Genomic DNA, 25,065 nt, shown 5'->3' with positions numbered 1-25,065 from the left:
GGTCCGGGGCGGGTGCCCCGGACCGGCTGCTGCGGGTCCGGTCGCTGCGGGTCCGGCTGCTGCGGGTCCGGCCCGGGTCAGGCGTCGAGGACGCCGCCCGCGCGCCGGACGACCGGCGCCTCGGTGGACCACGGGAAGTTGATCCAGTCGTCGGTCCGCTTCCACACGTACTCGCACTGCACGAGGCTGTGCGACTTCTCGTAGATGACGGCCGAACGCACGTCGGCGACGTGGCCGAGGCAGAAGTCGCGCACCAGCTTCAGGGTCTTTCCCGTGTCGGCGACGTCGTCGGCGATCAGGACCTTCTTGTCGGTGAAATCGATCGCCTCGGGAACGGGCGCCAGCATCACGGGCATGTCGAGGGTCGTGCCCACCCCCGTGTAGAACTCGACATTCACCAGGTGAATGTTCTTGCAGTCCAGCGCGTAGGCCAGACCCCCGGCCACGAACACCCCGCCACGGGCGATGCTCAGGATGAGATCGGGCTCGAACCCGTCATCCGCCACCGCCTGCGCCAGTTCGCGCACCGCCCGACCGAACGTCGGATAATCCAGGACTTCACGTACATCGCTCACCCGCACATTCTCCACGGTCATCGGCCCGTGGACGAACACCGCACCGGACGGCACGGCCCTCCGGCCCGGACCGGCCCCCACGACCACAGGAAATTCTTCGGCCGCGACCGCCTGAAATGAGGGTGTCCCACCGTACGGGGACGAAGATTCTTTCGTCCTGCCCCGTCGGACCGCCCCGGCGCGGTCTCCGCCCGGCGGCGTTACCCTCGGCGGTATGGAAGCCTCGGACGCCCGTGCCCCGGAACACCCCGCCGGCTCCGCGGAGCTCCCGGAGCTCGCGGACCTCGCGGGACTGGTGGGGATGCTGGAGCGGCGCGGCGTGGTGGTGCTCAGCGGAGCGGGACTGTCCACCGAGTCCGGCATCCCCGACTACCGGGGTGCCACCGGCCTCCGCCGCACCGGAACGCCGATGACCTACCAGGAGTTCACCGGCGGCGAGGCCGCCCGCCGCCGCTACTGGGCGCGCAGCCACACCGGCTGGCCCGCCTTCGCCCGGGCCCGCCCGAACGCCGGGCACCGCGCCGTGGAGCTGCTGCGCCGCTCGGGGCACATCGGGGCGGTCATCACCCAGAACGTCGACGGACTCCACCACGCGGCGGGCACCCACGGGGCGGTGGAGCTGCACGGCGGACTCGACCGGGTCGTCTGCCTCGACTGCCGCCGCATCAGCCCACGGTCCGAACTCGACGGGCGCCTGGAGGAGTTGAACCGGGGATTCCGCAGGCCCGACGCCGTGCTGCGCCCCGACGGTGACGCCCAGCTGCCGCCCGAGCTGGTGGACGGCTTCCGCGTCGCACCGTGCGCGGACTGCGGCGGCGTGCTCAAGCCCGACGTGGTGTTCTTCGGCGAGAACGTGCCCGCCGCCCGGGTCGAGCACTGCTACGACCTGGTCGACGCCGCCGGCTCCCTGGTGGTCCTCGGTTCCTCGCTCACCGTCCTCTCCGGCCTGCGCTTCGTGCGCCGCGCCGCCCGCGCGCGACTGCCCGTCGCCATCGTCAACCAGGGCCCCACCCGCGGCGACGACCTCGCCGCCCTCCGCCTCGACCTCCCGCTGGGGCCGGCCCTCACCGAGGCCGCCCGGCTGCTCGGCGCCCACTGAGCCGATCGCCCGGCCCGTCCCCCGGGTGACACCGTTCCGTCGAAGGTGTGGTTTCCGCTCCCGATCGTTGCCCCACCACTCCTCCGCTCCCTAGCGTGCGTCGGAGTCCGGACGGGGCGGCGTGCCCCGTCACCGGGCGCGAGCGAGGGAGCAGGACATGCCGGCCGAAGTGAGGAACCAGAAGTTCACCATGCTCTTCGACTGGTTCGACCAGGGCGGCGACGGCATGCTCACGCAGGACGATCTCCGGGCGATGGGCGAGCTCTTCGCCGCGCTGGCCGCGGAGGACGACCAGGAGAACGCCTCGGCGATGCGGGAGGCCTTCGGGGAGTGGTGGCGGGTGCTGCTGGCGCACGGGGACGCCGACGGGGACGGGAGGATCGACCGCGCGGAGTTCCTCGCCGTGATGGAGGCGAACGTCACCGCCCCGGAGCACTTCGAGAAGGCGGTGCTGGCGATCGCGGACGCCCTGATGCGCGCGCTGGACACCAACCGGGACGGCGTGCTGAGCAAGGACGAGTACGTGCGCATGTACAGCGCCCTGGGAATCCCGCCCGAGCACTCGGGGGACGCCTTCCGGCGGCTCGACCGGAACGGCGACGGGTCGATCAGTCACGAGGAATTCCGTACGGCCATCACCGAGTTCTACCTGAGCGCCGACGAGAACGCCCCGGGGAACTGGCTGATCGGCCCCATCCGGCCGGAGGCCTGAATCCCGCTCAGGCCGTGAACCAGCGCTCCACGGCCGCCCGCAGACCGGCGAGTTCGGCCGGGCCCGGGCGGGGCGAGCCGCAGGCCCAGGCGACGTAGCCGTCGGGACGGACCAGCAGGCCGGTGAGGCCGGCCGGGCCGCCGCTCGCGAGGACGGCGTCGACGGCGTCCGGGGCCTTCGCCAGTTCCGCCGAAGGCGACCGGTCCTCGGTCAGATCGATCAGCAACGGGCGTGCGGTACGGGCGAGTTCCGCCAGCCTTGAGGTTCCGGCGGAGGTAGTCAGTTCCAGCTCCGGTGCGAAGCGGCCGACCGCGGGGTGGGGATCGGTGAGGCCCATGTCGTAGCGCACGTCCGTGCCCGCGGTGAGGTCGGCGAGGTGCTGGACGACCTCCTTGCGGGTGAGCAGCTCGGTGAAGAGTTCGCGCAGGGCGGTGATGTCGCTGCCCGGCGCGGTGAGCGCGGACTGCGCCTCGGCGTTGAGCACCATCCGGCGGGCGGCCCGACGGCGCTCGGTGTCGTAGCTGTCGAGCAGGCCGGGCGGGGCGGTGTCGCGCAGCGCGGCGGCGAGCTTCCAGCCGAGGTTGGCGGCGTCCTGCAGGCCGAGGTTCAGCCCGGGGCCGCCGCCCGCGGTGTAGACGTGGGCGGCGTCGCCGACCAGGAAGACCCGGCGGTCGCGGAACCGGTCGGCGACCCGGGTGTTGCCGCCGGTCAGCCGTCGCAGCACGTGGGGGCCCGCGCCCTCCGGCGGGCCGAGCGGCAGATCGACGCCGAGGACCCGGCGGACGCTCGCCGCCAGCTCGGCCAGCGTCATCGGCTCGTCCGTCGCGGCCTGGTCCCACTCGGTGGTGCTCACCAGCGGCGGGCCGCCCGGCAGCGGCGCGTAGGAGAAGCCGCCCCGTTCGGTGCGCAGCGGTAGGAAGGGCAGGACCGGTCCGTGACCGGGGACGGTGAGGGCCCCGCTGACCGGGTCGACCCAGTCGGCCGGGACGGTGGCGTGGGCGGTGCGGTTGGTGCGGCGGTCGTGGCTGACCCCGGGGAAGCCGATGCCGGAGAGCTTGCGGATCACGCTGCGCGCGCCGTCCGCGCCGGCCACGTAGCGGGCGCGCAGCCGCCGGTCGCCGTCGGGGCCGGTGACGTCGAGGGTGACCGCCTCCTCGTCCTGGGCGACGGCGGTGACCCGGTGACCGCGCCGCAGGTCGACGCCGAGGCTGCGGGCGCGCTCCTCCAGGACCTCGACGATGCGCTGCTGGGTGGCGGCCAGGCCGAAGACCGGGCTGTCGTCCAGCAGGCCGAGGTCGAGGCCCATGGCGGCGAACATGAAGTAGGCGGAGTTCGGCCGCGGGGGCTCCGGGCTGCCGCCGAACGGTTCGTACAGGCCGCGGTGGTCGGCCAGGCGCACCACCTGGCCGAGCAGGCCGTTGGCCTTGGGTTCGGTGCTGGGCCGCGTGAGCTGCTCCAGCACGATCGGGCGCAGGCCGGCCAGGCTCAGTTCGCAGGCCAGCATCAGCCCGTTCGGGCCGCCTCCCACGATGATCACGTCGGCTGTCACGGTGATGTCTCCTCGGTACGGACGGGAACGGGTGGCACCGCGAGCGGATCGGTCTCCGTCGCCCGCTGCGGAACGGGCAGGCCGGCGGCGATCTGCTCGAAGACCCTGGTCAGGAGCTCGCCCAGCGGCACGGGTTGCGCGGCGCGCAGGCTGTGCTCGACGGCCACCGCGCCGGCGGCCGCGACCACGGCGGCGACCAGCTTCGGATGCACATCGCGCTCGGCGTCGGCGCCGGTGCGCCGCGCCACGGCCTCGGCCAGCTCCTGCTGGACGGCGGCATTGGCTTTGACGATCTCACCGGCCAGCGCGGGCTCGGCCAGCATCAGCCGCACCCCTTCGCGCCAACGGTCGGCCTGCGGACCGGAGTCGACCGGTCCGGAGGCGCCCGGACCGCCGGCGCCCGGCGGCGCGAACCGGCCCAGGACGGCGTGCAGCAGCGCGTCCCACAGCGCCTCGCCGGCCGGGCGGGCGAGCAGGTCCTCCGCGACCCCCCGCATCCGCTCCACGTGGCTGGCGGCGATCGCCTCGGCCTTGCCGGTGAAGTAGTTGCGGAAGGTGCGGACGGAGACGCCGGCCTCGGCCGCGATCTGATCGACCGTCACCGCGTCCCAGCCGTGCAGGACGCAGAGCCTGATCGCCGCCCGGCTGAGGGCGACCCGGGTCTCCCGCTTCTTGCGCTCACGGAGTCCCGGCTGCCCGGCGGTGCGGGCCTCGTCTGCAGGTGCCATGCGAGCAGCCTAGGAAAAACTTGCCGCCACGGCAATGTTTCCGTGGCGGCAAAATTTTTCGGATCCCGGCCCGCCCTCGCCCGAGCGGCCCGCCGGGCTCAGCGGGGCGCGCGGCCGGCCGGGAGGACGTTCGCGCACAGGCAGTCCGCCGCCGGCCGGTGGTGCGGCGCGGCATCCCCCCGGGCCCGGCGTGCGCGATCGCGGTGCGCGCCCTCGACGACCGCCCGGTGGACGGCGCGGGCCAGCCTGGCGCCCCACCGGGAGCGCGGGCCGCCGAAGGGATCGGCCTCCTGGTCGCCGTCGGGCGCGCGAACGGCCACGCAGACCGCGTCGGAGGGGGTGCCGGAACAGTCGTACCCGGCGTCCAGGAGGGCCTGGACCTTGGCCTCGGTCGCGGTCGCGAGCAGGTTGACGAGACCCGCGTCGGTCACCGGCGCCGGGACGACGGCGAGGATGTTGATCGTGCCGGGAACGTACCCGGCGGGCGCCGGAACAGCGGGCACGGCGGCCCCGGGCAGGGCGCCGGGCAGCACGGCGGGCAGCACGGCGGGCGGCGCGGCGGCCCAGGTCGGCACGCCGATGCCGGTCGTCACCACGGCGAGGGCGCCGCCGTCCTCGCCAAAGGTGCAGTCGTCGACCTCGGCGGCGGTCATCAGGCCCACGCCCGGGCCGCGCAGCCCCTCGGCCCGCGCCAGCTCCGCCAGGTGCCGGTCCGGATCCAGCCGGTCGTAGCCGGCCCGGACCTGGGCGTTCACCACCCAGCCGCGCTCGCCGATACCGCCGCCCAGCACCCCGCTGCTGACCATCCGCCACCCCGGGCCGGCCTCCCACACCAGCAGGTGGCGGCAGGAGCCGTCCTCCGTCCTCGCGCCGCGCCGCACGACGGGCAGCCGGCCCTCCGGCGCCGCCCCGGTCACCGGCTCTCGCTCCGGTCGCCCTCGGCGCGCCGCCCGATCAGGGCCTCCAGGCCGTCGAGGATGCGCTCCAGGCCGAAGTCCAGCGCCTGGTCATGGCCGTCCTGCGCGGTCAGGGCCGCCGCGAGGGCGGGGAAGCGGTCGGCGTGCCGGTGCACCAGGGGGCCGAGGAGGGCCAGGAACTCCGCCTCGGGCGGGCTGTCCGGGCGCGCCGCGCGGGACTGCTCGGCGATGCCCCGGACGTGCCCGGCCAGCAGTACGGCGGCGTCCATCCGCTCGGGGCCGGTCAGCCGGTGGCCGTCCAGGGCCGCGACCACCCCCTCCAGCCAGCCGAGTTCCCTGGGGCCCATGACGCGCGGTCCGACGGTGGCGTCGAGCAGCCACGGGTGCCGGCTGAAGGAGGACTCCAACTGCCTGGCCCAGGCGATGAGCTGCTCCCGCCAGCCGAGACCGTCCAGCGCCGCGGGCGGCTCGTCGACCGCGGCCTCCACCATCAGCGCGACCAGCTCCGCCTTCCCGGGCACATAGCGGTAGAGCGACATCTTGGTGAAGTCGAGCAGCCCGGCCACCTTCTGCATCGAGACGGCGCCCAGGCCCTCGGCGTCCGCGATCTCGATGCCCGCCGCGGCGATCCGCGCCAGGCTCAGCGCGGGCTTCGGCCCCCGGGACGGCCTGGCGGGCGGCCCCCAGAGCAGCCGCACCGCCGCGTTCGCTTCCTCGCCCATTCCCGCTCCGTCCGGTGTCCCCGGCCGCCCCTTGCGGGGCGGGCCAACTGTGTCTACCGTACACAGCAATGAACAGTGTCCATCGGACACAGTTAAGGGCGACCCCGGATGGAGCGGTCCGCATGAGCACGAAGGTCCTGATCTCGGGCGCGAGCATCGCCGGCCCCGCGCTGGCCCACTGGCTGGGCCGGTACGGCTTCGAGACCACCGTCGTCGAACTGGCCCCCGCCCTGCGCGGCGGCGGCCAGCCGGTCGACTTCCGCGGCGCGACCCACCTGACCGTGCTGGAGCGGATGGGCGTGCTCGACGAGCTCCGCGCGCTCGGCACCGGCGGCAGCCCGATGACCTTCGTCGACCCGCACGGCCGCCGGCTCCTCCACCTGCCCGCCGACTTCGCCGGCGGGGAGGTGGAGGTCCCGCGCGGGGAGCTCGCCCAGGTGCTCCACCGGCACAGCCTCCCGCGCACCGAGTACCTCTTCGGCGACTCGGTCACCGCCCTGGAGCAGACCCCCTCCGGCGTCCGGGTGGCCTTCCGGCACGGCGCCCCGCGCGCGTTCGACCTCGTGATCGGCGCCGACGGGCTGCACTCCAACGTCCGCCGGCTCGCCTTCGGCCCGGAGGAGCGCTACGTCCGCCACCTCGGCTACTACGCCGCCACCTGGCAGCTGCCCAACTACCTGGACCTGCCGCCCGGTTCGGTCGGCCTGAACGTCCCCGGCCGGCTCGCCTCGGTCGGCGCCGACCACCGCGACCCGGCCCGGGCCGGGGCCTTCCTCCTCTTCGCCTCGCCCGAACTCCGGTACGACCGCCACGACACGGCGCAGCAGAAGGCCCTGCTCCGGGACGCCTTCACGGGCCTCGGCTGGGAGGTGCCCCGGCTGCTGGAGAGCCTGGAGCAGGCCCCCGAGCTGTACTTCGACTCGATCAGCCGGGCCGACGTCCCGGCCTGGTCCACCGGCCGGATCGCCCTGCTGGGCGACGCCGCCTGCGGGGCCACCATCGGCGGGATGGGCACCGGGACCGCCGTGGTGGCGGCGTACGTCCTGGCCGGCGAGCTGGCCCGGGCCCGCGGCGACCACCGCACCGCCTTCGCCCGCTACGAGCGGATCCTGCGCGGGTACGCCCGGGGCTGCCAGAAGGGCGGCGACCGCACCGGCCCGTTCCTGGCGCCCGGCACCGCGACCGGGCTGCGGGTGCGCAACGGGCTGCTGAACCGCCGCTGGGTGCTGAACAGGATGCTGGAGCTGGGCAAGCGGATCAGCGGCCTCGACCTGCCGGACTACCCGGCCGAGCTGTCCGGCGCCCGGGGGGCCTGATCCCCCCGCGGCCTCCGCGTTCCGCCGCCCGGCCCGGCGGGGCGCGGCGCCGCGCCCCGCCGGGCGGCCGGTCAGAGCTTGCGGGCCGCGTGCACCTCGTTGAGGTGGATGAGCACGTCGTAGGCCCGGCCGACGGCGAGCCGCGGCATCGGGTCGCTGATGAACACCGAGCCGGCGTCGTAGGTGGGGCGGCTGACGTCCAGCCACTCGCGGGCCGCCTCGGGCACGGTGCGCAGGTCGACGTAGTAGTCGCGGTGGCGGACCCGGTCGAGGGTGTACTCGTTCATGTCCGGTGTGGCCGGCGGAACCGTGACGGACTTCCAGCCACCGGTCAGCACCGCGTCGTTGGTGAGGAAGGACCCGCGGTCGAAGGTGAAGCCGATGGCCACGTAGCCGCTGCCGTAGGCGTCGCGCAGGTGGGAGCCCTGCGGCTCGGGGTAGAGGAAGGGATCGCTGGAGAGGTACCCGGCGTGCCCGTTGTGCGCCGACAGCAGGACCTTGCCGCCGGTGCGGCGCTGCCACCAGGCGGTGTTGTCGGCCATGGCCCGGTCGCGCAGCTGCTCCGCGGCGGAGACGGAGTTCGGGTCGGCCATGTCGAGGGTGGCGAAGGCGAAGGTCTGGGCGATGTTGCGGGCGTGCTGCACCGCCCACTCGTACGCGTCGTCGCCGGGGGTGCCGCTCGCGGTGACCAGGTCGAGCGCCTGCTGGGCCCGGGCGGCGTTCTCCCGGCGCTCGGCGAGCGGCCGGCCGAGGTGGGCGATGATGTCGTCCAGGGGCCGCAGGCCGGCGTAGAGCCCGTCGAGCTGCGGCACGGCGTCCGGCCTGGCCTGCCGGACGTAGGAGACGACCCGCTCGAAGACGGCGTCGCCGAGCTTCGGCGCGCCGATGTCGTCGCCCAGGAAGTGGACCGGGCGCTGCGGGTGGCTGCGGTTGTACGCGCGCATCCAGGAGATCAGGTCGGCGAACTCCTCCCGCTCCCAGGGGCTGCCGCCCAGGGCGTCCTTGACGATCTGCCGCGCGTCGCCGGGGCCGCCCTGGACGTACGCGTCGATCAGCAGTCCGCTGGTCCAGCTCGTCTCCAGGGCGAAGGTCGTGAAGCCCTTCTCCTCGACGAGGTGGCGGAAGAGCCGCTGCTTCATCGCGAAGAACTCGTGGGAGCCGTGGGTCGCCTCGCCGAGGCCGACCACCCGGGCGTCGCCGATCATCGTGGCCAGTGCGCGGAGGTCGGTGGTGCGGCCGCCGGGTTCGGTGGTCCGCAGCGGCTGGGCCACTCGGTCCAGGGCGCGGACGGCCGCCGCCGCCCGGCTGTCCGCCGTGACCGCCGTCTCCGCCGGGGCGGCGACCGCCGTCACCGGGGCCAGCACGGCCACGGCCGCCACGGCCGCCGTCGCCGCCAGCAGTCCCCGCCGCCCGATCCGCTTGCTCGCTGCCATCGCTCCGACCACTCCTCGACTCGTAGGTCCCGGGGAACTCCCCGGTGAGTTGATCATCACGGTGGCGACGGCGGCGGCGCGCTGGGGACGGCCTCCGACTTCCCTGGGGGAAGCCCCCCGGCCGGATTCGGTGGCCGGCCCCCCGCCCGGCGGGGGCCCGCCGTCCGTTACCGGGCCCGCAGCGCCCGTTCGCACTCCCGGCAACGCTGCTCGGCGAGCGCCGGCGGGTACCACGGCTCGCCCAGCCCCGGCCGGAAGTGCGCGTGCTCCATGTCCGCGGTGTCGCGCCCGCACAGGGTGCGCGGCAGCGGGTCCTCCGGCACGTCCGGGTCCGCCCCGGCGGCGTGCACGGCCGCCACGGCGGGCTCGACCCCGTCGGGGCCGAGCGCCCGGGCGGGTTCCAGCTCGTAGAGCACGACGATCGAGGCCATGGCACGAGGATCGTCCGCCCCGGCCGCAGGGACACCCCGGGTGGGCTGTTCGTGGGCCCTCGGCCGCCACGGGGGCACCCGGCCCTGCCCCGCGGCACAACGGCCGAAACCGGGACCAAGCGCCCGACCGGCCCGGGACCTCCGGTCCTCGATCGGGTCCCGGTGGTCCGATCCGCCGCTCCCCCGTCCGGGAGCAGTGTGGTGATCACGGCACGCGGTGGCCGGCCGGCGGGGTGTCACCCGTTCGGTCCAGCCGCGTTGCCGTCGCAGGGACCGTTGGCGAGCGTGGGCGAGGTCCGCCCCGGCGCGCGGGCGGCTGTTCACCGATCGAAGGAGTGCACGTGTACTGGAGCAGCGGGAACTACGAAGCGTTCGCCAGGCCGCGCAAGCCCGAGCGGGCCGACCGGGCGAGCGCCTGGTTCGTCGGCGCGGGGCTGGCGTCGCTCGCGGGTGCGGCGTTCCTGGTACGCGATGCGCAGATGCCCGGCGAGCGGATCACCGTCCTGGAGCGGCTGCGGCTGCCCGGTGGCGCGCTGGACGGCATCAAGGAGCCGGAGAAGGGCTTCGTGGTGCGCGGCGGCCGGGAGCTGGAGGACCACATGGAGTGCCTGTGGGACCTCTTCCGCTCGGTGCCCTCGCTGGAGGTCGAGGGTGCCTCGGTGCTCGACGAGTTCTACTGGCTGAACAAGGACGACCCGAACTTCTCCCTCCAGCGGGTCACCGAGCAGCGGGGCAGGGACGCCCGCACCGACGGCCTGTTCGCGCTGAACGACCGGGCGCAGAAGGACCTGGTGCGGATCTTCCTCGCCACCCGCGAGGAGGTCGAGGGCAAGCGGATCGACGAGGTCTTCGGCCGCGACTTCCTGGACAGCAACTTCTGGCTGTACTGGCGGACCATGTTCGCCTTCGAGGAGTGGCACGGCGCCCTGGAGATGAAGCTCTACCTGCACCGCTTCGTCCACCACGTCGGCGGCCTGCCGGACCTCTCCGCGCTGAAGTTCACCAAGTACAACCAGTACGAGTCGATGGTGCTGCCGCTGACCCGCTGGCTGATGGACCAGGGCGTGACCTTCCGCTACGAGACCGAGGTCACCGACATCGACTTCGACCTCACGCCCGGGCACAAGCGGGCCACCCGGATCCACTGGACCGAGGCCGGCAAGCCCGGCGGCGTCGAACTCGGCGAGGACGACCTGGTGTTCACCACCATCGGCTCGCTCACCGAGAACTCCGACAACGGCGACCAGCACACCCCGGCCCGGCTGAACGAGGGCCCGGCCCCGGCCTGGGACCTGTGGCGGCGGATCGCCGCCAAGGACCCGGAGTTCGGCCACCCCGAGGTGTTCTGCGGCAACATCCCGCAGAGCAAGTGGGAGTCGGCCACCGTCACCACCCTGGACCCGCGCATCCCCCGCTACATCCAGCAGGTCGCCAAGCGCGACCCGTTCAGCGGCGGCGTGGTCACCGGCGGCATCGTCACCGCCCGGGACTCCTCCTGGCTGCTGAGCTGGACGGTCAACCGCCAGCCGCACTTCAAGCAGCAGCCGGCCGACCAGATCGTGGTCTGGCTGTACTCGCTGTTCGTCGACCGGCCGGGCGACTTCGTCCGCAAGCCGATGCAGGACTGCACCGGCGAGGAGATCACCCAGGAGTGGCTGTACCACCTGGGCGTCCCCGAGGCGGAGATCCCCGAGCTGGCCGCCGGGGCCGCGCGCTGCGTGCCGGTGATGATGCCCTACGTCACCTCGTTCTTCCTGCCGCGCAAGGCCGGCGACCGGCCGCAGGTGGTGCCGGACGGCGCGGTGAACTTCGCGTTCATCGGCCAGTTCGCGGAGACCGGGCGGGACTGCATCTTCACCACCGAGTACTCGGTGCGCACCGGCATGGAGGCCGCCTACCGGCTGCTGGACGTCGAGCGCGGGGTGCCCGAGGTGTTCAACTCGACCTACGACGTGCGCAAGCTGCTCGCGGCGACCAGCCGGCTGCGCGACGGCGCCGAACTGAGCCTGCCCGGCCCGGAGTTCCTGCGCAAGCGGCTGCTCCACCGGATGGAGGCGACGGAGGTCGGCGCGCTGCTGGAGGAGTTCGGGCTGATCGACGAAGGACGGTAGCGGCGCACCACGGACCCGGCGGGTCCGCGGACCGGGAGTGGTCCGCGAACCCGCCGGGTCCGTGCCGCGGGCGGCGGTCAGTAGTAGTGGCGTCGTCCGCCGACGGCGTGGCCGAGGGCACCGGCGACCCACAGCACGAGGCCGATCAGGACGAGGACGATGCCGATGGTCCACAGCACCGAGATGCCGGTGACGAAGCCGATGATGAGCAGTATGACGCCGAGGACGATCACGGATGCCTCCCGGTGGATGCGGACGGGCGGGGCCTCGGAGGGCCGGTGACCTGCCGCTCTCCGGCCGGGCCCCGGCGCTGCGTGTACCACCCTTCCCGGCGGGCAAACCCGGTCGGCACGCGCGGTCCGGCAACGTCCCGGGGCCGCGCTACGCGCGCCGGCCGCCCGGCGCCGAGGCGTCGGTGAACAGCGCACGCCGGTCCTCCTCCGTCAGCCCGCCCCACACTCCGTACGGCTCCCGGGTGGCGAGCGCGTACCGGCGGCACGGCACCCGCACCGGGCAGCGCGCGCAGACCGACTTGGCGTGCTGCTCGCGTTCCTTCGCGGCGGCGCCGCGCTCGTTGACCGGGTGGAAGAAGATGCTGCTGTCGACGGTGCGGCAGGCTCCCTCCAGCTGCCAGTTCCAGTGCTGCTCAACGGCTCCGGGAAGGCGGGAGATGTCGGTCACGGCGGCCCTTTCCTGGCGCGGGACGGTGGTCGGTGTCGCCCGCCGTCTAACCCCGATCCCGGGCTTCATGCCGGGCGGCGGCGGGTTTCCGGCCGGAGCGGCGGGGCAGCCGCCGGACCATGGACCAGTCGCAGGCACCCGTGCTGGAGGCCCTCGCGGCCCACCACGCCAATCCGCTCACCACCTTCGCGCCGCCCGGCCACAAACAGGGCCGCGGCGCCGATCCGCGCACCCTGGCCACGCTCGGCGCGGACGTCTTCCGCTCGGACGTGCTCGCCACCGGCGGTCTGGACGACCGCACCGCCTCGCGCGGCATCCTGGAGCACGCGCAGGCCCTGATGGCCGAGGCCGTCGGCGCCGACCGCACGTTCTTCTCCACCTGCGGCAGCTCGCTGTCCGTGAAGTCCGCGATGCTCGCCGTCGCGGGCCCGCACGAGGAGCTGCTGGTCGGCCGGGACGCCCACAAGTCCGTGGTCGCCGGCCTCGTCCTCGCCGGGATCCGCCCGGTCTGGGTGGACCCGCAGTGGGACGCGGAGCGGCACCTGGCGCACCCGCCGTCCGCGGCGTCCTTCCGCGCCGCGTTCGCCGAGCACCCGGACGCCCGCGGCGCCCTGGTCACCTCCCCCACCCCCTACGGGACGTGCGCCGACCTCGCGGCCGTCGCCGAGGTGTGCCACGCGGCGGGCCGGCCGCTGATCGTCGACGAGGCGTGGGGCGCCCACCTGCCCTTCCACCCCCGGCTGCCCACCTGGGCGATGGACGCGGGCGCGGACGTCTGCGTCACCTCCGTCCACAAGATGGGCTCGGCGCTGGAGCAGAGCTCGGTCTTCCACCTGCGCGGGGACCTGGTCGACCCGGCGGTCCTCAAGCAGCGCGAGGACCTGCTCGGCACCACCAGTCCCTCCACCCTGGTCCACGCGGCCCTGGACGGCTGGCGCCGCCAGATGGTCCAGCACGGGCGCGCCCTCTACGACCGGGCGCTCGACCTCGCCGGCGAGGTCCGCGCGCGGATCGCGGCGCTGGACGGCCCGCACGTGCACGGGCGGGAGGACTTCTGCGGAGAGGGGCTCGCCGCCGACCTCGATCCCCTCCAGGTGATCGTCGACATCTCCGCCCTCGGCACCACCGGCTACCGGGCCGGGGACTGGCTGCGCTCGCACCACCAGCTGAGCCTGCACCTGTGCGACCACCGCCGGATCAGCGCCCAGCTGACCCACGCCGACGACGCCGCCACCGCCGACGCCCTGCTCGCCGGGCTCTGCGAACTCGTCGCGGCGGCGGCCGACCTGCGGCCCGCCCCGGAGGTCCACGTGCCCGGGCCCGGCCGGCTGCGCCTGGAGCAGGTCCTGCTGCCGCGCGACGCGTTCTTCGGCCCGACCGAGCAGGTGCCGATCGGGAAGGCGCCGGGCCGGATCGCCGCCGAGATGCTCACGCCCTACCCGCCGGGGATCCCGGCCGCCCTGCCCGGCGAGCGGCTCGACGAGGACGTCGTGGAGTACCTGCGCAGCGGGCGGGCCGCCGGGATGCTGGTGCCGGACTCGGCGGACCCCGCGCTGGAGAGCCTGCGGGTGACCGCCGGGAACGGCGGGCGCTGACCCGGCGGCTCTCCGCCCGGGGGGCGCCTCAGGCGGAGAGCAGGTCGCTGATGCAGCGGTCCCAGTCGATGCGGCCGGACTCCGAGCCGACCGGCACCGCCCGGCCGGTCGCCCGCAGGAAGCGGGCCAGCGGGCGCGTGGGGGCGTTCAGCAGCGCCACCCCGGACAGGCCGCCCAGGGCAATGAACACGTGCTCGCCGGTGCCGCTGGGCTCGATGTGGACGTCGCCCTCGCCCACCGGGCCGCGCAGCCCGGCCGCGAGCAGGTCGCGGGCCACCACCCAGACGGCCCCCTCCTCGGCGCCGAAGTCCAGGTGGACGGCGAACGGATCGGCGCTCTCGTAGCGGCACTCGACGTCCAGGTCCCGCCCCTGCGCCTCACCGGTGATCAGACGCATCCTCAGCTGTGCCGCCACCTTCTCCGACATCGACCTCGCCCTCCCTCGAACCGTCCCGGAACGTTGTGGGCACCGTCTGCCCCGGCGGGCCCCGGTCATGCCACGGAATCGGCACGTGTGCCACCCGGCGGGCAGGCGAACCCCGGCGGCCCGGGCGGAGCCGGCCGGTAACGGAGGGTACGCCCCGGTACCGCACGATTCGCCCGCCGCGCAGCGGGCAAGGAAGGCGTATGGAAGACACGCGCAACCGTGAGGTGGACGCCGCGGTCGACCGGGCCGACGCGCGGCGGGTGACGGACGAGCTGCGGGCGGCGGTGGCGGAGCCCCGCACCGCCGCGCTGGTACTGACCCGGCGGGTGCGCGCCGCGCACCGGGGCCGGGCCTGGGCGGTGCTGGGGCATCCCTCGTGGGACGCCTACGCCATGGCCGAACTCGGTGTCCCACGGCCCACGGCCTACCGCCTGCTCGACCTCGCGGCCACCGCCGCGGTGATCGAGGAGACCGTGGCCCGTGAGGCCGGGCCCTCGCTCGCCCACGCCTGGGACACCTGGGCGGTGCTGGACGTGGGGGCGGTGGTGGACCTGCGCGGCCGGCTGGCCGAACTGGCCGACCTGCTCGCCGAGCGCCTGGGCCGGCTGCGCGCGGAGGCCGGCGGGGAGCCCCGGGAGCCCGCCCGGGTGGCCGCCGCCGTCGCCGACGCCGTCGCCGAGCTCCGGGAGAGCCCGGACGTCCCGCCCGCCGACCTGCGCAGCGTCCCCGGGCCCGACGGCATCGAGGTGGAGGCCTGGCGCACCGTGGTCGCCGAGGGGCTGGGCGTCCAGAAGCGGCTGCGGGGCGGCTACCGGGAGCTGGGCCTGCTGGCCCTGCGCGTGGCGCCGGGCTACGTCTCGGACCACGACGCCGAGACGGTGCTGCACCTGCTCGGCGAGGAGATCGGCAGCACCTGTGACGAACTGCTGGCCTGCCGCCGCTACGCCCTGACCGGCGACGCCCGCGCGGTCGAGGGGCTGTAGCCGGAGGAGCGACGGGCGGCGGGCCGGCGCCCCGGGCGCGGTCAGTCGCCGCGCCGCAGCCGCGCGGCGTCGACCTCGGCCCAGATCGTCTTGCCCTGGCTGTGCGGCTCCGCGCCCCAACGGTCGGCCGTGCGCTCCACGATGAACAGGCCGTGCCCGCCGGGCATCGACGGGTCGTGCGGCCGTCGCGGGGTGGGCATGACCGGGCTGCGGTCGCTGACCTCGACCCGCAGCCGGGCGCCGGTGATCTCCAGGACCATCTCCAGCGGGCCGTCACCGTGCAGCATCGCGTTGGCGACCAACTCCGCCGCCAGCAGCACCACGTCCTCGGCGGCCTCGTCGCGGGGCCCGGGCACGGCGGCGGGCGGGAACCAGTCCGCGAGCGCCCGGACGGTGAAGGTCCTGGCGTGGGCGACCGGCTTGGGGAGTCCGGCCAGCGTCAGCCGCCTGCGTTGGCCGCCCGGCGGCGTCACGGGTCGGGCCTGCTGGGGTTCTCCGTCCAGGGTTCCCCGGCTCAGCGTCATTGGAGGGCACCCTTTCGGATCGACGGCGTTTCCGCATGGTCGGTTTCCCGGCGGTTCCGGAATTATGCCTGCCACCGGATCCGGACGGCGCCCCGTGGGCGCCCGTCCGGATCCGGCGTGCCGGCCGAGTCGGCCCGGGCCCCGGCTCATCCCGCCAGGGCCGCGTCGACCGACTCGTGAATGGCGAAGACCGTTCGCGCCCCGGTCAGGTCGAGGACCCGCATCACCGTGGCCGGAACGGCGGCGAGCCGCAGCTCCAGTCCCTCCCGCTCCGCCGCGAGGCGGGTGCGCAGCAGGACGTTCAACCCCGAGGAGTCGCAGAAGCCCACGCCGTGCAGGTCGACCACCACGGCCGCGGGCCGCTGGGCGACCAGGTCCGCGAGGGCCTCGGCGGCCGGCGCCAGCGTCTCGACGTCGAGGTCCCCGGCCAGTGTGCAGACCATCGCCCCGTCGGGCCCGGAGCGGGTTTCCACCACCAGCTCGGGACGGGGTTGGGAGGCCGCCAGCACAGTCTCTCCCCGGTCGTTGTCGGATGGCATCATCGTCGTTCCCCTCCATGTCCGTGCCTTCCGACCTTACGGAGGTCACGCCCGTCGGCCAAGTGAGGGGTGGTCGTACGGGGCCCTCGCGCCCCGGTGAGCCGCACCGCGCGCACCGCGTGGCACGCTCAGGCGGCCTCCAGGCCCTGGCGCAGATGTCGAAGCGTCCGGCTGAGGAGCCGGGAGACGTGCATCTGCGACAGGCCGAGCCGGGCGCCGATCTGGGACTGCGTCATGTCCTCGCAGAAGCGCATGGACAGGATCAGCCGCTCCCGTTCGGGCAGCGTGGCGATCAGCGGCTTGAGCGCGACCAGGTCCTCGACCAGGGCGAGTTCGCGGTCGTCCTCGCCGAGGTGGTCGCCCAGCGGGCCGGGGCCCTCGCCCTCGTCGCCACCGCCGCCGTCCAGCGAGCCCGCGGTGTGGGCGTTGGCCGCGGTCAGGCCCTCGACCACCTCCTCGGGGGGAATCCCGAGGTGCTCGGCCAGCTCGGCCACGGTCGGCGCGCGGTCCAGCCGCTGCGCGAGGCGTTCCTGGGCCCTGGCCAGCGTGATGCGCAGTTCCTGGAGGCGGCGCGGGACGTGCACGGCCCAGGTGGTGTCCCGGAAGTGCCGCCGGATCTCGCCGAGGACGGTCGGCAGCGCGAACGTGGTGAACTCCACACCGAGCTCGGGGTCGAAGCGGTCGATCGCCTTGATCAGCCCGAGCGCGCCGACCTGGAGGAGGTCCTCCTTCGGTTCGCGGTGCGAGTCGAAGCGGCGGATCGCGAACCGTACCAGCGAGAGGTTCATCTCGACCAGCGTGGAGCGGACGTAGGAATACTCCCGGGTGCCCTCCTCCAGGGTCGCCAGACGGCGCAGCAGCACCTTGGTCAGTTCCCGGGCGTCCGCGGGCGCCACTTCCCGGGGGTCCTCGACCACCGCCAGCTCGGGCGGCAGCAGGTCCCGTAGTCCGGTCGCGGTCGAAGCAGCGGCGGAGGCGAGCAGTTCACCGGTGGGGGCCACCATGGGAATCCTTCCGTCGTGTCGGTACGGCTCTGCCCCGCTACCCCGGACGCGGAAAAGGATGCAGTTGCCGTCTGTGAAGGTTTCATGGAGACGGCCGGCGGTGTCCGGAAGGGCGGGACCCTGGAAAGGTTGCCTCGGGCATCAACAGTTTTCAACCGCGGGTAAGGGCTGGGGTAGCCTCCGGGGCGGTACACACCACGCCCGGGGACCGGTCCGACGGCCCGTGCTCGCGGCGTCCAGGATCGGAGGCGAGCGTTCGATGGCCGGCCCCACGACCTTCCAAGGACCCCCGCGGGGGCCCCAGCCCGAACCGGACCGAGGGCCCGACAGCGCGCGCGTGGGCGAGCCCGAGCTGAGGCTGCTCCTCGCCGGACTGACCGCGGTGCGCGACGGCGACTTCGGCACCGAACTGCCGGACGACGCCGACGGCCTGCTGGGCGAGATCGCCACGGTGTTCAACGGCATGGTGGACCAGCTGTCCCGGTTCACCTCCGAGGTGACCCGGGTCGCCCGGGAGGTCGGCACCGAGGGCCGGCTCGGCGGCCAGGCCCAGGTGGACGGCGTCTCCGGCTCCTGGGCGGACCTCACCGACTCGGTCAACGCGATGGCGGGCAACCTCACCACCCAGGTCCGCGACATCGCCCAGGTGGCCACCGCGGTGGCCAAGGGCGACCTCTCGCAGACGATCACCGTCGACGCCCGGGGCGAGATCCTGGAGCTGAAGAACACCGTCAACACGATGGTCGACCAGCTGTCCGCGTTCGCCGGCGAGGTGACCCGGGTGGCCCGCGAGGTCGGCACCGAGGGCATCCTCGGCGGCCAGGCCGACGTGAAGGGCGTCTCCGGGACCTGGCGCGACCTCACCGACTCGGTGAACTTCATGGCCGGCAACCTCACCGGCCAGGTCCGGGCGATCGCCCAGGTGGCCACGGCGGTGGCCGGCGGCGACCTGTCGCAGAAGATCACCGTCAACGCGCGCGGCGAGATCCTGGAGCTGAAGGAGACCATCAACACGATGGTCGACCAGCTCAGCTCCTTCGCCGACGAGGTGACCCGGGTGGCCCGCGAGGTCGGCTCCGAGGGCCGGCTCGGCGGCCAGGCCCAGGTGGAGGGCGTCTCCGGGACGTGGAAGCGGCTGACCGAGAACGTCAACCGCCTGGCCGGCAACCTCACCCGGCAGGTCCGCGCGATCGCCGAGGTCACCAGCGCCGTCGCGGCCGGCGACCTCACCCGCTCGATCACCGTGGACGCCTCCGGCGAGGTCGCCGACCTCAAGGACAACGTCAACTTCATGGTCCAGTCGCTGCGCGAGACCACCCGCGCCAACGAGGAGCAGGACTGGCTGAAGACCAACCTCGCCCGCTTCTCGGCGCTGATGCAGGGCCGGCGCGACCTCGTGGTCGTCGCCGAGTCCGTGATGGACGAGCTCGCCCCGCTGGTCGCCGCGCAGTGCGGCGCCTTCTACCTCGCCGAGGAGGGCCCCGAGGGGACGGTGCTGCAGCTCGTCGGCTCCTACGCGTTCCCCGACGGCGAGCGCCCCACCCGCTTCCGGCTGGGCGAGTCGTTCGTCGGCCAGGCGGCGCGCAGCCGGCGGACGATCACCGTCGACTCGCTGCCGGCCGGCTACCTGGCCGCCTCCTCCGGGCTCGGCCGCACCGGCTCGCTGTCCCTGGTGGTGCTGCCGATCGTGGTCGAGGAGCAGGTCCTCGGCGTCATCGAACTGGCCTCCGTCCAGCCGTTCACCCAGGTCCACCGGGACTTCCTCGACCAGCTGATGGAGACCATCGGCGTCAACGTCAACACCATCATCGCCAACGCCAGGACCGACGAACTGCTCGGCGAGTCCCAGCGGCTGACCGCCGAACTCCAGGCCCGCTCCGAGGAGTTGCAGGCACGCCAGGAGGAGCTCCAGGCCTCCAACGCGGAGCTGGAGGAGAAGGCCGAGCTGCTCGCCGCGCAGAACCGCGACATCGAGGCCAAGAACCTGCAGATCGAGCAGGCCCGCCAGGAGCTGGAGGACCGCGCCCACCAGGTCTCGCTCGCCTCGACGTACAAGTCGGAGTTCCTGGCCAACATGAGCCACGAGCTGCGCACCCCGCTCAACAGCCTGCTCATCCTGGCCCAGCTGCTCGCCCAGAACCCCACCCGCAACCTGACCGCCAAGCAGGTCGAGTACGCCGGCATCATCCACTCGGCCGGCTCCGACCTGCTCCAGCTGATCAACGACATCCTCGACCTGTCCAAGGTCGAGGCGGGCAAGATGGACGTCAACGTCGAGGCCGTGCCGCTGCGCGCGCTGCTCGACTACGTCGAGGCCACCTTCCGCCCGATGACCGGGCAGAAGAACCTCGCCTTCGCCGTCCAGACGGTCGACGGCGTGCCCGCCGAACTCGCCACCGACGACTACCGGTTGCGCCAGGTGCTGCGCAACCTGCTGTCCAACGCGGTCAAGTTCACCGAGCAGGGCCGGATCGAGCTGCGGATCGAACCGGCCGCCGCGGCCGAACTCCCGGACGGCATGCGGCGCGACGGCGGCGCGGTGCTCGCCTTCCGGGTGAGCGACACCGGCATCGGCATCGCACCGCAGCACCTGGAGACCGTGTTCGGCGCCTTCCAGCAGGCCGACGGCACCACCAGCCGCAAGTACGGCGGCACCGGTCTCGGCCTGTCGATCAGCCGCGAGATCGCCTACCTGCTCGGCGGCGCGATCACCGTCGAGAGCACCCTCGGCCGGGGCAGCACCTTCACCCTCTACCTCCCCGCCGCCCGGCCCGGGGCGGCGGCCGGCGCCGACGGCGGTGCGCGCAGGGCCCTGGCCGGCGCCCCGGAGCCGGCCGGGGACGAGGAGCGCGGCGGCCGGCCGGCCGCCGACGGACCGCGCCGGCTGCTCGTGGTGGAGGGGCGCCCCAACGGCCTGCTGTCGCTGGTGGCGGAGAACGCCGTGGCCGACCTGGCCCGCTACGCCGGTGCGCAGCGCCAGGTGGAGATCGTCACCGCGGTCGGCGCCCAGGAGGCCGCCACCGCGCTGGCCACCTCCGCGTGCCACTGCGTCGTCCTGGAGCTCGACCTGCCCGACGGCACCGCCCCGAGGCTCCTGGAGGAGATGGAGCGCGACCCGGCGCTGCACGCCGTCCCCGTGCTGGCGCACCACAACCGGGGCGTCGGCGCCCAGGACGAGCACACCGTGCGCCGGGACGCCGGCCGCCCGCTGGAGTTCCTGTCCAGCCTGGACGAGCTGCGCGAGCGCGTCGCGCTGCACATGAGCGCCGACCGGCCCGGGGCGGTGCTGCCGCTGGTGCGCGGCGCCGAGCGCGACACCTCCTGGAGCCCGCAGGCCGACCCGGTGCTGGCCGGCCGCACCGCGCTGGTGGTCGACGACGACGACCGCAACCTCTACGCGCTCACCAGCATCCTGGAACTGCACGGCCTGCGGGTGCTCCAGGCGGAGAACGGCCGGGCGGCGCTGGAGGCGCTGGCCGCCCACCCGGGGATCGACGTCATCCTGATGGACGTGATGATGCCCGAGATGGACGGGTACACGGCCACTGCGGCGATCCGCGCGATGCCCGAGCACGAGGGGCTGCCGATCATCGCCGTGACCGCGAAGGCCATGATCGGCGACCGGGAGAAGAGCCTGGCCTCGGGGGCCAGCGACTACATCACCAAGCCGGTCGAGCCGGCCGAGGTGATGGCCCGGATCAAGCACCACCTCTCCCGGTAGCCCCCGCCACCGGCCCCGAACCCGAGGAGTCACCACCGTGCAGCAGCCGCAGGACCTCCCGACCACGGGTCTTCCCGCGCCGTCCGAGGGCGCGCCGCGGGTCGGGCCCCAGCGCGGGCCCGCCCCTGACGGCGCGGCGTCCGGCGCGCCGTCCGCCGGGGAGGTGGCGACGCGCGGCGAGGCGGCGACGCGCGGCGAGGCGACCGCGGTCGGCCGGCTCGCCGGCACGGTGGAGCGGCTGCGGCTGGAGCTCGAACGGGCCCAGGCCCACTCGGCGGGCCGGGCGGTGGTGGAGATGGGCGTCGGCGTGCTGGTCGAACGGCTGCGCTGCGGGCCCACGGAGGCCGCCGGGCAGCTGGAGAGCCTCGCCGAGCAGGCCGGGGTGTCGGCCCTGGCGCTCGCCGCCGACCTGGTCAACCAGGCCGCCGCGGACCAGATATCGGCACTCGCCCGGGCGTTCGTCGAGGGGGCCGCGGTGCCCCCGGACGAGCCGGACGAACCGGTGGCGGTCCGGCTGCGCAGCACCGAGGCGGACGCCCTGGCGGGCGGGGACGCCGCGGCGGCCGCCCGGGCCATGCTGGACCACGCGCTGCGCCCGCTCGGCGTGACCGCCGTCGCGGTCTGGGCGGCCCACCCCGACCTCTCGCTGTCGCTGGCCGGGAGCGCCGGCTTCCACGAGGAGGAGGCCCGCCGCTGGCGCCACGTGCCGCCGGGCGTGCCCACTCCGGCCCGCCGCGCCCTGGACGAGCGGGCGGCGGTCGGCTACCCGACCCTCGCCGAGGCCTCGTTGCCCTCGGTCGGCCAGCACGAGATCCGCGGCGGCCGACTGGCCGTCCCGGCGGGCAAGGGCGGGCGGCTGATCGGGGTCCTGGAGCTCTGCTGGCCCGAGCAACTGCCGGAGCTGTCCCAGCCGTTGCAGCGGCAGTTCGAGGCACTCGCCGAGGTGGCCGCCGCCACCCTGGAGTCCGCGGGCGGGCGGGAGCCGCGCGTGCCGGAGGCCGTCGACGCACAGTTCGACGAGCTGCGGCAGCTGACCGACGGCCTGCTCGACCCGTGCATGGTGCTGCGGGTGGCGCCCGACGGCGACGACCTGCCGCCGCCCTTCGTGATCCGGCACGTCAACCCGGCCTTCGTCGACTTCGCGGGCCGGCCCACCGGGGCGATCGCCGGCGCCCGGCTGCTGGAGGCGTACCCGCTGGCCGCCGAACCGGGCGGGCTGGCCGAGAAGGTCGAGCACGTCTTCGCCACCGGCGAGCCGTTCCGCACCCCCGACCTGCGGCTGGCCGCCCTGGTCGACGGGGTCCCGCTGGTCACCCGGGCGCAGGTGAGCGTCAGCCGCCACGGCAGCCACGTCGCGGTGGTCTGGCGGCTGGACGACGGCACCCCGCGGGTGGCCCGGCTGCTCCAGCACGCGCAGCGGCTGGGCCGGATCGGCGGCTTCGAGGAGGACCTGCGCACCCGCCGGATCGCCTGGAACGACACCCTGTACGAGCTGCACGGGCTGCCGTCCACCGCGCCGCCGATCGCGCTCGACCAGCTCCCCGACCACGCCCACCCCGACGACCGGCACGCCCTCGGGCGGTTCCTGCGCACCCTGCTGCACCACCACCGCCCGGCGTCCACCGCCTTCCGGCTGCAGCGCCCGGACGGCGTCACCCGGCACATCCGGGTCGTCGCGGAGCCGGTGCACGAGCCGGGCAGCGGGCTGCGCACCGTGCGCGGCGCCTACCAGGACATCTCCGCCCAGCACTGGACGGAGGTCGCGCTCGCCGCCACCCGGGACCAGCTCGCCCAGAGCGAGCAGCAGGCGGCCGAGCGCAGTCGGCTCGCCCTGCAGCTCCAGCACGCGATCATGCCGCCGGCGCGCGGCCCGCTGGACCTGCCGGACCTGCGGGTGGGCGTGCGCTACCGGCCGGCCGAGAAGGGCCACCTGGTCGGCGGCGACTGGTACGACGCCCTGCCGCTGCCCTCGGGGGACGTCCTGCTGTGCGTGGGCGACGTCGCCGGCCACGGCATCGAGGCCGCCACCGGGATGGTCGCGCTGCGCAACGCGCTGCGGGGGCTGGCCGCCACCGGCGCCGGGCCGGCCCAGCTGCTGGGCTGGCTGAACAGCGTGACCCACCACCTGACCGACAACGTCACCGCCACCGCCGTCTGCGGCCTCTACCGGCCGGGGGCGCGGCGGCTGCGCTGGGCGCGCGCGGGCCACCCGCCGCCGGTGCTGCTGCGCCAGGGGCGGGCGACCACGCTGCCGCAGCTGGGCGGCATCCTGCTCGGCGCCGTCGACCAGGCGGACTACGAGGAGGGCGAGCTGGTGCTGGAACCGGGCGACCAGCTGGTGATGTACACCGACGGGCTCATCGAGCGCCGCGACGAGTCCTTCCAGGCCTCGCTGGCGGGCCTGATGGCCCTCGCCGAGCAGGCCGGCGGAGCCTCGTCCGGCGGCGCGGACGGCCTGGAGGAGCACCTGGACCACCTGCTGCGCTACAGCAACGCCGACACCGACGACGACACCTGCCTGGTCGGGATCGCCGTCCGCTGAGGCGGATCCGTCGGGGTGCGGGGGCCGTGGATCACCGGGCCGCTGCTCCCCCGCCACGGAGGACGGGAGTGCGGGCGCGCGGCAGCGGACCTTCCCGACCGGCCACGCCCGTGATCCCGCCGTCCGCGTGCGCGGCACCGCCCACCTCGGCCACGAGCGCCCCGGCCGGAGCAACCGCTGCGGCGTCGTCGACGGCCGGACTGCGGTCGGTCCCGCGCCGCCGACCGGCGGGCCGTCGCGTCGTCCCGTCGGGGTGACACGCCGGCCCGCCGGGCGCGCGGGGTCAGTAGCGCAGGACGGCGGCGATCCGTCCGGCGTCGGACAGGGTGCCGTCGGGCACGAAGCTGACCTGGCCGCCGGTGTCGAGGGTGCGTTCGACCACCTCGTCGACGATGTCCTCGCGCGCGCCGGACTCCTCGGCCGAGGCAGGCACCAGGTGCTCGCCGTCGTCGCGCACGGTGGTGCGGAAGTTCTCCTCGACCACCAGCCGGCCGAGCCGGCCGTCACCGGCGGCCCGCCAGACCTCGTCCAGGCCGGCGGCGAAGGTCTGGCGGCCGCGCGCGGCGTCGAGCTGGGCGAGCGCCTCGGTGGTCTCGCGCTCGGCCTGCGCGCGCACGGCGGGCTCGACCACCTTGCGGACCGTCTCGGCGTCCGCCTGGGCGAGACCGCCGTGCGGGAGCTGCTCGGTGGCCTCCTTGGCGATCGGGCCGACGGCGTCCAGCAGGGCGAGCGCGGCGGCCTCGCCGGTCACGTAGAGCGGGCGGCGCTCGGCCGCGAGCAGCTTGCCGACCTCGGTGTCGGCCTGCCGGAGGAAGGTCTTGGTCTCCTCGTCGCGGAAGGTGCTGGGCGTGTCGCCGATCCGCTCCTGCCGCTCGGGGTCGGGGTTGTCGAAGACCCGCACCAGCGGGAAGCCGTGGTCGTGGTCCTCGGTGACCCGTTCCTGGTCGCCGCCCCACAGCACCACCCGGTCGGCGGCGACCGCGAGCACCCAGTAGGGGCGTTCGGCGGCCTGGGCGGCGACCAGGTTGCGGGTGAGGTAGGTGTCCGACAGCACCACCCGGGCGGGCGCGGTGCGCCCGAGCGACCAGACCTGGTGCTCGCCGGGGGCGGCGAGGATCGCCAGGCCGTCCTCGGCGTGCACCAGGTCGACCTCGGCGAGGGCCCGGTCGAGCTGCTCCAGCACGTCGATCCGGTCCGCGCGGGAGACCTCGGGATCGGCCTGGACCTTCTCCTTGGCCTCGGCCAGCAGGTTGCGCAGCCGGACCGGGTCCTGGGCGTTGTCCGGCTCCCGGCGGTGCGTGGGCATCAGGATGGACACCGCCGGGTACGGCCTCGGCCGGCGCAGCTCGGCGAGGACGGCGGGGCTGAGGGCACGCTGCATGGAGACCCTTTCCGAAGGCGGCTCGGCCTTCTTTGCGTGAACACGCTTGGCCCGGGACTGCTCCCGAATGTCCGT

The 25,065-nt window shown here is 74.6% G+C and carries 22 protein-coding genes; 8 read left to right on the top strand and 14 right to left on the bottom strand.

The window, feature by feature from the left end:
- Positions 1–77: 77 nt before the first annotated feature.
- Positions 78–575, bottom strand: a complete 498-nt coding sequence (locus tag ACFVVL_RS15530) for a phosphoribosyltransferase (RefSeq protein WP_380297132.1) — start codon at positions 573–575, stop codon at positions 78–80.
- A gap of 214 nt (positions 576–789) precedes the next feature.
- Here ACFVVL_RS15530 and ACFVVL_RS15525 point away from each other — a divergent pair, with 214 nt between their 5' ends.
- Together ACFVVL_RS15525 and ACFVVL_RS15520 are read left to right on the top strand one after the other, a co-directional pair.
- Positions 790–1,674 carry an NAD-dependent protein deacetylase gene (locus tag ACFVVL_RS15525; protein WP_387675286.1) on the top strand — a complete coding sequence of 295 codons (885 nt, stop codon included), beginning with the start codon at positions 790–792 and terminating at the stop codon, positions 1,672–1,674.
- Positions 1,675–1,831: 157 nt separating this feature from the next.
- Positions 1,832–2,386: an EF-hand domain-containing protein gene (locus ACFVVL_RS15520; RefSeq protein WP_387675283.1), complete on the top strand. Its 555-nt coding sequence runs from the start codon at positions 1,832–1,834 to the stop codon at positions 2,384–2,386.
- 7 nt (positions 2,387–2,393) lie between these two features.
- Here the strand turns inward: ACFVVL_RS15520 and ACFVVL_RS15515 are convergent, their stop codons facing one another.
- From ACFVVL_RS15515 to ACFVVL_RS15500, 4 genes are all read right to left on the bottom strand, one after another.
- On the bottom strand, positions 2,394–3,935 hold the full coding sequence (locus tag ACFVVL_RS15515; RefSeq protein WP_387675280.1) for an FAD-dependent monooxygenase: 1,542 nt from the start codon (positions 3,933–3,935) through the stop codon (positions 2,394–2,396).
- A complete protein-coding gene (locus ACFVVL_RS15510; RefSeq protein WP_380297138.1) occupies positions 3,932–4,663 on the bottom strand; it encodes a TetR family transcriptional regulator in 732 nt (243 codons plus the stop codon). Before ACFVVL_RS15510 ends, ACFVVL_RS15515 begins: the two co-directional genes overlap by 4 nt.
- A gap of 98 nt (positions 4,664–4,761) precedes the next feature.
- Entirely contained in the window at positions 4,762–5,580 is an 819-nt protein-coding gene (locus ACFVVL_RS15505) for an adenosylcobinamide amidohydrolase (RefSeq protein ID WP_387675277.1), read from the bottom strand.
- On the bottom strand, positions 5,577–6,302 hold the full coding sequence (locus tag ACFVVL_RS15500; RefSeq protein WP_387675274.1) for a TetR/AcrR family transcriptional regulator C-terminal domain-containing protein: 726 nt from the start codon (positions 6,300–6,302) through the stop codon (positions 5,577–5,579). Before ACFVVL_RS15500 ends, ACFVVL_RS15505 begins: the two co-directional genes overlap by 4 nt.
- A gap of 122 nt (positions 6,303–6,424) precedes the next feature.
- Between ACFVVL_RS15500 and ACFVVL_RS15495 the strand changes: the two genes are divergently transcribed.
- On the top strand, positions 6,425–7,618 hold the full coding sequence (locus tag ACFVVL_RS15495; protein WP_387675271.1) for an FAD-dependent monooxygenase: 1,194 nt from the start codon (positions 6,425–6,427) through the stop codon (positions 7,616–7,618).
- 71 nt (positions 7,619–7,689) lie between these two features.
- On the opposite strand, the gene ACFVVL_RS15490 is transcribed toward ACFVVL_RS15495, so the two are convergent.
- Positions 7,690–9,051 (bottom strand): erythromycin esterase family protein, encoded by a 1,362-nt coding sequence (locus ACFVVL_RS15490; RefSeq protein ID WP_387675268.1) that lies wholly within the window; start codon positions 9,049–9,051, stop codon positions 7,690–7,692.
- Positions 9,052–9,218: 167 nt separating this feature from the next.
- Positions 9,219–9,482 carry a hypothetical protein gene (locus tag ACFVVL_RS15485; RefSeq protein WP_380298469.1) on the bottom strand — a complete coding sequence of 88 codons (264 nt, stop codon included), beginning with the start codon at positions 9,480–9,482 and terminating at the stop codon, positions 9,219–9,221.
- Between the two features lie 341 nt (positions 9,483–9,823).
- Between ACFVVL_RS15485 and ACFVVL_RS15480 the strand changes: the two genes are divergently transcribed.
- Positions 9,824–11,593: an oleate hydratase gene (locus tag ACFVVL_RS15480; RefSeq protein ID WP_380298467.1), complete on the top strand. Its 1,770-nt coding sequence runs from the start codon at positions 9,824–9,826 to the stop codon at positions 11,591–11,593.
- A 77-nt stretch (positions 11,594–11,670) separates the two neighbouring features.
- On the opposite strand, the gene ACFVVL_RS15475 is transcribed toward ACFVVL_RS15480, so the two are convergent.
- Together ACFVVL_RS15475 and ACFVVL_RS15470 are read right to left on the bottom strand one after the other, a co-directional pair.
- Positions 11,671–11,826, bottom strand: a complete 156-nt coding sequence (locus ACFVVL_RS15475; RefSeq protein ID WP_380297911.1) for a DUF6131 family protein — start codon at positions 11,824–11,826, stop codon at positions 11,671–11,673.
- A gap of 148 nt (positions 11,827–11,974) precedes the next feature.
- Complete coding sequence (locus ACFVVL_RS15470) at positions 11,975–12,274, bottom strand: WhiB family transcriptional regulator (RefSeq protein WP_380297912.1); 300 nt, start codon at positions 12,272–12,274, stop codon at positions 11,975–11,977.
- A gap of 119 nt (positions 12,275–12,393) precedes the next feature.
- Between ACFVVL_RS15470 and ACFVVL_RS15465 the strand changes: the two genes are divergently transcribed.
- A complete protein-coding gene (locus ACFVVL_RS15465) occupies positions 12,394–13,869 on the top strand; it encodes an aminotransferase class I/II-fold pyridoxal phosphate-dependent enzyme (protein ID WP_387675263.1) in 1,476 nt (491 codons plus the stop codon).
- Positions 13,870–13,897: 28 nt separating this feature from the next.
- Here the strand turns inward: ACFVVL_RS15465 and ACFVVL_RS15460 are convergent, their stop codons facing one another.
- The gene (locus ACFVVL_RS15460) at positions 13,898–14,296 is read right to left on the bottom strand and encodes an SsgA family sporulation/cell division regulator (protein WP_380297914.1); all 399 of its coding nucleotides are present in this window, start codon (positions 14,294–14,296) and stop codon (positions 13,898–13,900) included.
- A gap of 200 nt (positions 14,297–14,496) precedes the next feature.
- On the opposite strand from ACFVVL_RS15460, the gene ACFVVL_RS15455 reads away from it, so the two are divergent.
- Complete coding sequence (locus ACFVVL_RS15455) at positions 14,497–15,279, top strand: hypothetical protein (protein ID WP_387675260.1); 783 nt, start codon at positions 14,497–14,499, stop codon at positions 15,277–15,279.
- A 41-nt stretch (positions 15,280–15,320) separates the two neighbouring features.
- Here ACFVVL_RS15455 and ACFVVL_RS15450 read toward each other — a convergent pair whose 3' ends face one another.
- From ACFVVL_RS15450 to ACFVVL_RS15440, 3 genes are all read right to left on the bottom strand, one after another.
- Complete coding sequence (locus tag ACFVVL_RS15450; RefSeq protein WP_380297918.1) at positions 15,321–15,803, bottom strand: ATP-binding protein; 483 nt, start codon at positions 15,801–15,803, stop codon at positions 15,321–15,323.
- Between the two features lie 146 nt (positions 15,804–15,949).
- Complete coding sequence (locus tag ACFVVL_RS15445; RefSeq protein ID WP_380297919.1) at positions 15,950–16,345, bottom strand: STAS domain-containing protein; 396 nt, start codon at positions 16,343–16,345, stop codon at positions 15,950–15,952.
- A gap of 125 nt (positions 16,346–16,470) precedes the next feature.
- A complete protein-coding gene (locus ACFVVL_RS15440; RefSeq protein WP_387675255.1) occupies positions 16,471–17,346 on the bottom strand; it encodes a SigB/SigF/SigG family RNA polymerase sigma factor in 876 nt (291 codons plus the stop codon).
- Here ACFVVL_RS15440 and ACFVVL_RS15435 point away from each other — a divergent pair.
- The gene (locus ACFVVL_RS15435) at positions 17,345–21,067 is read left to right on the top strand and encodes a HAMP domain-containing protein (protein ID WP_387675252.1); all 3,723 of its coding nucleotides are present in this window, start codon (positions 17,345–17,347) and stop codon (positions 21,065–21,067) included. The two genes, ACFVVL_RS15440 and ACFVVL_RS15435, sit on opposite strands and share 2 nt — an antisense overlap.
- Positions 21,068–21,104: 37 nt before the next feature.
- Positions 21,105–23,609: a SpoIIE family protein phosphatase gene (locus tag ACFVVL_RS15430; RefSeq protein ID WP_387675249.1), complete on the top strand. Its 2,505-nt coding sequence runs from the start codon at positions 21,105–21,107 to the stop codon at positions 23,607–23,609.
- A 283-nt stretch (positions 23,610–23,892) separates the two neighbouring features.
- Here the strand turns inward: ACFVVL_RS15430 and ACFVVL_RS15425 are convergent, their stop codons facing one another.
- Entirely contained in the window at positions 23,893–24,990 is a 1,098-nt protein-coding gene (locus ACFVVL_RS15425; RefSeq protein ID WP_380296192.1) for a chemotaxis protein, read from the bottom strand.
- Positions 24,991–25,065 lie beyond the last annotated feature (75 nt).

Origin of the sequence: Kitasatospora sp. NPDC058115 (assembly GCF_042884635.1) — a bacterium.
Taxonomy (GTDB): domain Bacteria; phylum Actinomycetota; class Actinomycetes; order Streptomycetales; family Streptomycetaceae; genus Kitasatospora.
This window is presented reverse-complemented; position numbering and strand designations above follow the sequence as displayed.